The sequence below is a fragment of the uncultured Corynebacterium sp. genome, assembly GCF_902782855.1.
Classification (GTDB): Bacteria; Actinomycetota; Actinomycetes; order Mycobacteriales; family Mycobacteriaceae; genus Corynebacterium.
On the sequence record NZ_CACZOO010000228.1, the window covers coordinates 1 to 9,296 of the forward strand.

Genomic DNA, 9,296 nt, shown 5'->3' on the forward strand with positions numbered 1-9,296 from the left:
ATCTGCTGCACACGGCCGCGGGAAAAGGACGCCGGAACCTGAGGACGTGGTTGAACGAGACCGCCACTGCCGCGCGACAGGATCTCAGCCGTGACCTCGATGAGGTCTTCCATCAGCTCCGTCCCGTGGTACTGGTCCAGTACCAGAAGGACATCACCGCGTATGTTTCAACTGAGAAGAAACAACTGACGGCGGCAAAGGCTTCTCTGCTCGCCGGCCAGAAGGACGCCGACAACACCCGTGACCTGGCACTGCGCCGCGTCGCACATCTGACAAGAATCAAGGAGATGCTCGCATGACCACCCAGGGACCGTTCACCAATTCCCCGTACCAGCCCCAGCAGAACGACCGGTTCCAGCGCCCGCAGATGCCCGACGGACAGGTGATGAACGGCCAGGCGCCGCCGAACGTCACTCCCCGGTTCCTCGAGGAGGAACCGAAGCGGAGGAAGCGCCCCAGCAGCGCGGCGGGGTGGACCCTCACGATCCTGGTTCCGCTCGTCCTCGTGCTCGGCGGATACGGTCTGGCCTACGCCTTCTTCGGCAAGGAGATGCCGACCAAGATCGAGGCGGGGAAGTACGTGCTCGAGATGGCGGGAGGGGAGAAGGTGGAGTGCCTTCTTGAGGATCCCGGGGTCGCGGAGGCGGTCTCCTGCACCAGCGATGATCTTGAATGGACTGACCCTGAGGGGAACCCCTTCGGCTCCTTCAGCTCGTTCTTCACCCCCGGAACGGACCAGGAGAAGACCGAGCTCAATGAGCGGCTCCTGACCGATGCCAGTCCCCTGACCGAGGTCACCACGCTGTCCCACGGAAAGGTCTACGAACTGGACACCCCGAGCGGCACCATCTCCATCGACATGACGGACGAGAACCACATCGACATCACCGGCGTCGACGGCGAAGCTCCCGTCAGCCCGAACGAGGACCCTGCTGAACGGACCTTCCGGATCACCCGGGACGCGGTGGGTCCGTTGGATGACGCAGCGCAGCAGTGACCTTCCTGACCCTCCCCGCGTCCGCCGTGGCCGCGTATGTCGATGACGTGCTGTCCACGGTCCGCGGCTCCTGCCCGGAACTCGCCGCGGAAGTTGAGGACCTGCGTCGGCGCATGGCCGAGCCGCCACGGTTCCTGGTCACCGGCGGCGGGGGCACCGGACGGTCCACACTGGTGTCCGCGTTGACGGGTGCGACCGTCCCCGCAGACCGCACACCGACCCTGTACTGCAGCGCCACCCGCCCCCACCCCTCGGGAGTGCCCGACACGGTGCGCGTCCACCGCGTGGCGGCGAGTGCCCTGGAGAACCTCACCCTGGTCGACGGCGACGGCCCCGACTGCGCGTCCTGCGCCGATGCCGTCCTGCACCTGGTCGACCGCGAGCCGGGGACCGCGGACCTCACACAGATGCGGGACGCGGGGTTCGGGCCGCTGGGAACCCTGCTCGTCGTCTCACGCGCCGATGAATTCGGCGCCGGGTCCCTGGGATCGCCCGATCCGGTGGCCGATGCCCGGAGCTACGCCCATGCGTTGGCGGGCGATGCCACGGTATGGCGGACAGCGGTCGCCGTATCGCCGTTGCTGGCGGTCGCCGCGGGCCGGGCGGACGCGACGGCGCACGCGCGGCTGGCGGCCTACCGGGGAAGCGCGGTGGCCACCGCTCTGCTCCGCGGGGACGCGCCGACGGTGGTCCTCGATGATCTGGTCACCTTCGGGACCTACGGGGTCCTGCACGGACGCTCCGCACCCGATGACCTCGGAGCATGGCTCACGGAGGCCTCGGGAATCAGTGACCTCCGGGCACTGCTGCTCGGTCCGATGGCCCAGGCCGCGCTGCTCCGGCGTGCGGCGCTGGTCCTGGAGGAGGCCCGGCAGCTCCGCTTCGCGACGGCCGATCCCGCAGCCGTCTCCGCCGCTCTCGAGGACGCCGCGGACAGTCCCGCGGCGTGGCGGATCAGGCTCTTCCCTGAGGTGGCGCGCCTCGCCGCGGAGGGGATGGACGCCGAGGCCGGGTCCGTGTCCCGGGCGGTGGAGTCCGACAGCCTGCGCGACCTCGCCGGTGTGCCCGCCGCTGCCGCGCACGTGGACGTGGTCAACGGTCTCCGTGACGCTCTGAGGTCGGTGAATCTGCGGCTCACCGGGTTCACGGTGCCGGTGGTCGAGGCCGCGTTGACGTCGCTGTCCGTGGTGCTGCGCCGGGCGATCGCCGAGGCGGAAGTCGCCCTGAACGGCACCCCCGACCGACCTGGTGCCCGCCTGTGGGAGAGTTGAGCACATGACCTTTCAGGACCCTCACCAGCGGAGCCCGTTTCCCCCGTCGCCGGCACCCGGGATGGCGGCCGCTCCGGCGTCCGCTCCGGGATCCGCTCCGGGATCCGCTCCGGGAGGACGCGGGAGCGGCGGCACCGCCTGGGCACTCGCCCTCGTGACACCGCTGGTGATCGTCCTCGGTGGCTACGGACTGCTCCACGCCCTGTTCGGCGTGGAGAATGACGGGGACGCCGCCTCTGCCACAGCTCCCGTCACGGCTCCTGTCCCAGCTCCTGCCACGGCGGCTCCCGCGGCTCCGCCAGCTCCGTCGTCGTCGGACTCCCCGGTCCGCCCCTCCCCGACCGCGGCTGCGCCGGTTCCGGAACCGGCGCCTGCGGCACCCGTGCCGGACAGCCCAGCCCCCGTCATTCCCGATCCGCCGGCCCAGGATTTCTCGTTCACGGTGCCCGGCACCGTCCCCCGCTACCAGCTCGCGGCCATCGGCCCCTTTGACTCGTCACGTGAGTGTGCGGAAGCTGCTCTCAGCGACCTGGAGAAGGGCCGGACACTGGTCGGAACCTCAATAGCCGACGTCTGCTACGAGAACGACGGTCCGACCAACCACCAGTCCGGCGCGGGCTTCTACTACGACATCGATCACAGTGGCGACTCCCGCTAGCCCGCCCTCCCGATGAGGGGGTCAACGAGCCCCATGAGGTGATCACCGATCCGCGCATCGATGGGCTCCTGGCCCGTGACCGTGATCACCAACCAGCCGGCTCCCGCCACGTAGAGGAAACTGCTCTCCTTCGCACGGAGCCCGCCGATGTCCGAGATGCGGTACCAGTCGGGGAGGTCAGGTCGGGGGACGGTGATCTCCAGCTGTGACTGGCGGTTCCGGGAATTGTTGAAGACGCTGAACCGTCGCGGTGTGAACGTCTCCAGCGCGATCCCCTTCAGTCCGCTGCTCCCGGTTGTCAACGCGCACCGGGTGTTGCCGTTCATACCGGTCACTGTCGGAACGTCCACCAGGCTCTCCGCCCCCTCCAGCTCCGACAGCAGCGCATCTGCCACCCTGCCGCAGGTGAGCGTGTGTGCCCCCGCGCTCTCGCGCAGCACCGAATCCCCGGTGACCACGACCGGTGTGACCGGAGACGGGTCGAAGACCGGTCCGGGCGCCTGTTCCGGGGATGCGCCTGTCCCGGTGCCATCAGAGCCGCCGAACCGATTGATTCCGACGATGGCGCCGGCCACAACGACCGCAAGTGCCAGGCCGACCGCGATGCCGGTCCTGAGCCCGCGCCGCCGACGGGACCGGTCGTCCACCGCCGACACAGTGGCCCCGGCAGCCGCGCCGGAACCGTGCGACAGTACGGACGGGATCCCGGGGCCGGTCGATGACGCGGCCTTCTCCCTCTCGTCCGGCCACTCGACGAGCAGAGCCCCCGCAGCCACCGCGGAGAACGGGTCATCCACCGGATGAAGGCGCATCTGTGCCCCGATATCCCGCTGCAGCCCCGGGGTCAGTGCCAGTCCACCGGTCATCACCGCGTCCACCGAACCGGGTGCCCGGCGACGGACTCGCTCCACGAGCGCGAGGACCTTCTCGCGCTCTCCGGCTGTGATCCGGTCAAGATGTTCCCGGGTCAGGTCGACGCCGCCGTCCACGCCGGCGTCCTCGTCCGCGACAGGAACCGTCACTGTTTCCTGCGACGACAGCCGCTCCCTGGCCTGCCGGACACACGGATACTGTGTCGGTGAGCCGAGCATGGACACGGTCCCGGGCTCCGGTTCCCCGTCGTCCAGTCGGGATGCCACATCGATGATCACCCGGTGATCCCAGGTGCGTCCGCCGAGGCTGTTGTCGCCGTCGCGCGAGACGGTGACAGGAAGCCCCGTACTGGTGAAACGGAGCAGCGCGACATCCGTTGTGCCACCACCGATGTCGATCACCAGCAGACGCTCCGGATTATCGGAGAAACGACAGTACCAGGACGCGGCCGCCGCCGGTTCCGTCACTGTCCGGATCCTCGTTTCCGGGATGCCGGCGGCAACTGCGGCCCGACGGAGCACATCGACACCGGTGTCCGACAGCGCCGCCGGGTGGGTCAGGACGATCTCCCCGGGCAGTGCCGGACCGCAGTGCCCGACAGCATTCCCGTACACCTCCCGGTACAGGGCGGAAAGCACCGGAACCAGTTCCTCCCTCCGCTCCGGGGCCTCGATGAGTTCCCGTTTCGGCGCCGGGTGGAAGGCGAGGGGGTTCTCCCCCGCATGGCTGACAGCCGCCTCACCGACGTAGACCGAACCGCCGTCGAGATAGACCGTGGAGGGGACCGACTGCAGAATCCCGGGTAGGCCGTCGCCGGTCCGCACCGCGGCAACAGTGTTGGACGTGCCCAGGTCAATGGCCAACGTCCAGAAACCGCCGTGCTCAGTCAGCTCAGTCATCTCAGTCCTCTTCTCCGGAGATCTGCTCTATCAACCGCGCGACCTGCAACGCCGGCTCCGCGATCGCCTCCGTGTCGCTGGTGAAACGGGTCCGGTGGCTTGTCACGGTGATGCAGTCGGCGGCGGATCGGCAGGTGCGGACGTTCGCTGACGGTTCACCCTCGAACTCCCCCCATCGGGCGTTGTCCGGCGCTGAGGTCCGCCACCACTCCGTCCAACCTGCCAGGTCCGATGGTCGCTCCCCGTCACCGCCGTCAGCGTCGTCGGCCCCGACGCTGATCTCCATCGGGCCCCGCCAGTCCGCGCTGTCGATGAGGCAACCGCGGCCGTCCGTTCCCAGGACAGCCTCCACCCCACCCGGAGCGCCCGAGGCGAGCGGCGGGTAGTAGCCGAGCTCACTGATCCCGTCCATCGACAGACGGTCGTAGAAGGCAGCGCAGCTGAAGGTGCCGTCCTCACGGAATGCCGGAGTGGTCCCCGACCGCACCACCGGTGCCCGTGAGTCCTCGATGCCGTCGACAATCTCCCGCAGCATGGCCGGAACGTCCAGACCGGCAGCCACCAGTGCGTCATTGGCGGGGTCCTCCGGCAATGAGACCGTCAGCCAACCGTGACTGTCAGAACCGGTGGACACGCCCCGGTCCGTGACCGACCACCCACGGTAGGTATCCGCCGCCCCGTCGTCAGGGGCCCGGTCCGTGGACGCGACCACGAGCTCCGGGAGAAGAGTCATATCGTCCGTGACCTGCACGCCCCGGTAGTTGACCGGGCAACTGCGGTCGCTGCCCTCCTCGATTATCCGCACGTACAGGTCGGCTGCGTCCACCCCGAAACCCGCACGGTAGGCCATGGAAACCGGTACCGCGGTGTAGAGGTTCCGGCAGTCCATGTGACCTGTGCTGTCGTAGAAGACCTCCGCCGCGTCCTCCACTGGACCGCTCCCGGAGCTGCTCCAGATGACCGCGCCGGCACCGGCCCCCGCGACCACGAGAACCGCGGCAGCGGTGAGCGCCACCGCGGTCCGACGTCCGGGAACCCGGCGCGACGACGGACGCTGGTCATCATGGGCCACCAGCACCGCGACCAGGTCGCCTTCCGTGGTCATCGTCAGTTCAGCGGCAGGCTCCGCCTCCACCAGGAGTTGTCGGAGAGATGCCCTGACGGAAGCGTCCCACTCCTGCGGGTGCCGCACCACCAGGTGCTTCGGGGAGCTGGTCGCCTGAACCTGTTCCCTGGCGCTGCCGACGAGGCCACGGACCAGCTCCCGGAGTGCGGCGGCAGGAGAGACCAACTGGTCCCCGACCACCACCGACTGTCGACCGATCACCGGCAACGGTGAGAACCGGCCACCCGGAAGCTCCACGGTCGCGGGGACCGACAGTGTGACGCCCGCGGGGTAGACCACCGCCGTGACACTGTCACTGTCAGACAGGTCGACCCCCATCGACCAGCACACGCCGGTCCGGCCCCGGCCCCTCCTCACTCAGCTCACCTGGACAGCATCCGACCCGCCCAGCAGGTCCCGCAGCGCCTTCCGCGCGCGGTGGATGCGCGTCTTCACGGTCTGGATGTTCACGCCCTGGTGCAGCGCGATCTCCTTGTAGGCCAGACCCGCGACCTCACGCAGGACGACGGCCTCCCGGAACTCGTCGGAGAGCTGCGACACCGCCCACCGGACCGCCTGGGTGTCCGCGACCCGGTCACCGATGTCGGTGGTGTTCGTCGCCAGATCAGCCCCCGCCTCACTGTCCGGGTACTCCCGCCGCCGCGACACCTTGTTCTTGCAGATGTTCGAGGCGATCCGGTACAGCCACGTCGAGAAGCGCGAGTTCCCCCTGAACCTGTCGAACCCCTGCCATGCGGTGGCGATGGCGTCCTGCATGGCGTCCTCCGCGTCCTGCCGGTTGCCGGTGATGCCCAGGCACACACCCCACACACGGTCGCGGGCGTCCTCCACCAGAGAGACGAAAGCCTCCTGCTCGTGGTCCCGGGCCCTGGCGACGAGCTCCCGCTCCTCCTCCATCGGAATCACAGCCCGTCACCCCCGGCGAGGTCGTCTGCGTCATCAGCGTCGCCTGCGTCGTCGCCGGAGAAATCCCCGGAGGAATCCCCAGCGAGGTCATCGCCGAAGAGATCGTCAAGGTCGTCAGACAGGTCATCGTCGGAATCCCCGGTGTCCGGACCGACCTCCGCGCCGGCGACGTCGTCATCCCCGACAAGTTCCTCATCCTCGTCGGGAATCACCGAAAGATCCATCGGCGTGGCCAACGGGTCCATGGCGGCACTGAGCATCCGCCCGAAAGCGTCGTCACCCAGCGGCTCCCACAACTCGCTGGAAAGGTCCGGCGACTGGTCACCGCCGTTGTCTGGTCGCGTCACCGTGGGGCTCCTCTGCCGTTGTCCATGCTGTCTACCAGTGCTTCAACGGGTTCACCTTACATCAGGCCCGTCACCCGCCTCCGCACGATCCGGATAGTCTGACATCCGGGGAACATACCGGGCCTCTGCCGTGTCCAACACGATTGACCAGACCTGCGACCTGGAATGTTCTGAAAAATTTCTCCCCTCGGCGGGAACTTCCGGGCAGCTGCCGTGTCTGATCCATGACACACAAGAGGCTCCACAGAACATGAGAGGCGCACCCTATGCGACGCAACTTCCTGACCTCCGCCGCGGTGCTCACCACCGCCGTCGGACTGGCCATGACCCTCACCGCCTGCGACGGCGGAGACAACTCCGCGTCATCCACCCCGGAGGATGTGGTCGTGACCGTGACGGACACAGCCACGCGGTTACCGGAGACCACCACTGCCGCCCCCTCCCCTGACCCGACACCGGCGGCGACGCCCACGACGTCAGCGTCAGGCTCCGGGCATTCGGCGCAGGGGTCCGGCTCCGTCACCCTCAACGGCGGCTCCACGAACACCACCCAACGCTCCAAGATCTTCCACAGCAGCGAGGGCTTCGAGTTCCTCGAGACCCCGGGGGTCGTCATGCCCGGCGGAAAGTACATCACCAGTGCCGGCAGTGCCTGCTCCTTCGGCTGGCTGGTGCACTCGACCACCGAGGCCGCCGACCGGAAGTACATGCTCACCGCCGGACACTGCGGCACCAAGGGTGACCTCGTCTACACCCGCGACCAGCGCGGTAACGACACCCTGGTCGGCGAGTTCGTGGAATCCACCGGCGACCTGCTCCGTGACGGGTCCGACTACGCGCTCATCGACGTCACCGACAGCGCCCGCCAGGCTGAACTCCCGTTCGAGGACCCACGGTTCGAAGGGTGGGTCGACCAGGCGTGGGTGCAGGCCAACAACCCGCAGATCTGCCGGGTCGGGTTCCGCACCGGCGTGTCCTGCGGCAGCTACCTCGAGATGAAGAACAACACCATCTTCTACGAGGGAATCTCCGACCACGGCGACTCCGGCGGCCCGGTCTGGGCCGTGGACTCCAACGGCGACCGGTGGGCGGTCGGCGTCACCAGCTACGGCTTCGCCGAGGACGCCACCATGGCCGGCGCCGCCGCCATCGAGCCGTGGATGGACCGCTACAGCCTCGGCATCTACAGCTCCTGATCCCCCGCTATCCCCCTGCACTCCCTGACGTCCTGAAAGGACCGCCACACCATGAGCTTCCTCCGCTACATCTTCCCCGTCATCACCGCATTCATCGTCTACAAGATCTCCTGGTTCACCCTCACCGACTTCGAGGGGAATGCGCTCGGCATGACCCTCAACGGTCGCGGAAACGGCAGCGAGGTCTGGGTCCCGGACACCTTCGGCGAGATCGGTGGCTTCCCCTTCGGCTATGTGATCGTCGCCGCGTTGGTCATCGGCATGATCGTGATCGGCAAGTGCCATGACGACGTCGACGAGGCCAACATCGCCTTCATGGGAACCGGTGCCGTCACCGCGATCCTCACCGTCATCACCCTGTTCATGAAGAACACGATCATCGGCGGCTCCCCTGAGGAGATGTCTGTCGACGGCTACGGAACCATGGACTTCTCCCTGGCACCCGCCTTCTGGATCGTGCTGGTACTGTCCGCCGTCATGATCGTCGTCGGATTCATCGGCCTGATTATCGAGGATTCTGACTCGGGCACGGATGAGAACGCCGCAGCACCGGCTACCGCGTAGGACCCGTCACACCATCCCGCCGACGACGCGGACCAGCTGGTCCACGTCGTAGCGGGTGTTGTGCGGCGCGAAGCCGACGCACACCGCGCCGCCCATCTCCGCGACACCCATCTGGTCGAACAGGGCACTGTCCTCCAGTCCCACGACCTGGGCCACGACCCCGTTGTCGAGCAGCCGCTCGACCACACTGGACGCCGACAGGCCGGGCACCAGGAAACTCACCCGCGGCACCCGGTCGACCGAGTTGTAACTGTCGCCGTAGGCGCTGTCGAAGGAGCCCAGCGACCCGTGGCTCCCGGCATGGCCGTAGCCGTCGTCTTCACCGGTCACACCAATGACGTGCACCACGCCGAAGTCCCGCAGCCCGTCGACCAGGTGCCGGGCCAGGGAGTGCATGTACTCTTCCGCGGCCGGCAGCGAGGTACGCAGCCGCTCGTGACGGTCACCCGTGGCGTCCTC

At 68.0% G+C, this 9,296-nt stretch carries 10 protein-coding genes and 1 pseudogene; 6 read left to right on the forward strand and 5 right to left on the reverse strand.

From position 1 onward, the window contains the following. The 4 genes from QZV72_RS09545 to QZV72_RS09560 form a co-directional block, all read left to right on the forward strand. The coding region (locus tag QZV72_RS09545) for a hypothetical protein (protein WP_297007822.1) at positions 1-299 on the forward strand (299 nt) is incomplete at its 5' end. After that, a complete protein-coding gene (locus QZV72_RS09550) occupies positions 296-997 on the forward strand; it encodes a hypothetical protein (RefSeq protein WP_297007825.1) in 702 nt (233 codons plus the stop codon). The genes QZV72_RS09545 and QZV72_RS09550, both read left to right, overlap by 4 nt. Beyond that, positions 994-2,268 carry a hypothetical protein gene (locus QZV72_RS09555; protein WP_297007828.1) on the forward strand — a complete coding sequence of 425 codons (1,275 nt, stop codon included), beginning with the start codon at positions 994-996 and terminating at the stop codon, positions 2,266-2,268. The genes QZV72_RS09550 and QZV72_RS09555 overlap by 4 nt, the downstream gene beginning before the upstream one ends. A 4-nt stretch (positions 2,269-2,272) precedes the next feature. Further along, positions 2,273-2,926 carry a hypothetical protein gene (locus QZV72_RS09560; protein WP_297007830.1) on the forward strand — a complete coding sequence of 218 codons (654 nt, stop codon included), beginning with the start codon at positions 2,273-2,275 and terminating at the stop codon, positions 2,924-2,926. Here the strand turns inward: QZV72_RS09560 and QZV72_RS09565 are convergent. From QZV72_RS09565 to QZV72_RS09580, 4 genes are all read right to left on the reverse strand, one after another. Then, positions 2,923-4,698, reverse strand: a complete 1,776-nt coding sequence (locus tag QZV72_RS09565; protein WP_297007833.1) for an Hsp70 family protein — start codon at positions 4,696-4,698, stop codon at positions 2,923-2,925. The genes QZV72_RS09560 and QZV72_RS09565 overlap by 4 nt on opposite strands. Position 4,699: 1 nt before the next feature. Then, on the reverse strand, positions 4,700-6,103 hold the full coding sequence (locus QZV72_RS09570) for a hypothetical protein (protein WP_297007836.1): 1,404 nt from the start codon (positions 6,101-6,103) through the stop codon (positions 4,700-4,702). A gap of 78 nt (positions 6,104-6,181) precedes the next feature. After that, positions 6,182-6,721 carry an RNA polymerase sigma factor gene (locus QZV72_RS09575; RefSeq protein WP_297007846.1) on the reverse strand — a complete coding sequence of 180 codons (540 nt, stop codon included), beginning with the start codon at positions 6,719-6,721 and terminating at the stop codon, positions 6,182-6,184. A gap of 5 nt (positions 6,722-6,726) precedes the next feature. Beyond that, on the reverse strand, positions 6,727-7,077 hold the full coding sequence (locus tag QZV72_RS09580; protein ID WP_297007838.1) for a hypothetical protein: 351 nt from the start codon (positions 7,075-7,077) through the stop codon (positions 6,727-6,729). Positions 7,078-7,343: 266 nt separating this feature from the next. On the opposite strand from QZV72_RS09580, the gene QZV72_RS09585 reads away from it, so the two are divergent. Together QZV72_RS09585 and QZV72_RS09590 are read left to right on the forward strand one after the other, a co-directional pair. Next, positions 7,344-8,273 carry a hypothetical protein gene (locus tag QZV72_RS09585; protein WP_297007841.1) on the forward strand — a complete coding sequence of 310 codons (930 nt, stop codon included), beginning with the start codon at positions 7,344-7,346 and terminating at the stop codon, positions 8,271-8,273. A 51-nt stretch (positions 8,274-8,324) separates the two neighbouring features. Beyond that, a complete protein-coding gene (locus tag QZV72_RS09590) occupies positions 8,325-8,837 on the forward strand; it encodes a hypothetical protein (RefSeq protein ID WP_297007844.1) in 513 nt (170 codons plus the stop codon). A gap of 6 nt (positions 8,838-8,843) precedes the next feature. On the opposite strand, the pseudogene QZV72_RS09595 reads toward QZV72_RS09590, so the two are convergent. Next, positions 8,844-9,296: pseudogene (locus tag QZV72_RS09595) on the reverse strand (aminotransferase); the annotation flags it as partial.

Coding starts and splice junctions, on each gene's coding strand:
- QZV72_RS09590 (WP_297007844.1), top strand. CDS start 8,325: ATGAGCTTCCTCCGCTACATCTTCCCCGTCATCACCGCATTCATCGTC.
- QZV72_RS09585 (WP_297007841.1), top strand. CDS start 7,344: ATGCGACGCAACTTCCTGACCTCCGCCGCGGTGCTCACCACCGCCGTC.
- QZV72_RS09550 (WP_297007825.1), top strand. CDS start 296: ATGACCACCCAGGGACCGTTCACCAATTCCCCGTACCAGCCCCAGCAG.
- QZV72_RS09565 (WP_297007833.1), bottom strand. CDS start 4,698: ATGACTGAGCTGACTGAGCACGGCGGTTTCTGGACGTTGGCCATTGAC.
- QZV72_RS09560 (WP_297007830.1), top strand. CDS start 2,273: ATGACCTTTCAGGACCCTCACCAGCGGAGCCCGTTTCCCCCGTCGCCG.
- QZV72_RS09575 (WP_297007846.1), bottom strand. CDS start 6,721: ATGGAGGAGGAGCGGGAGCTCGTCGCCAGGGCCCGGGACCACGAGCAG.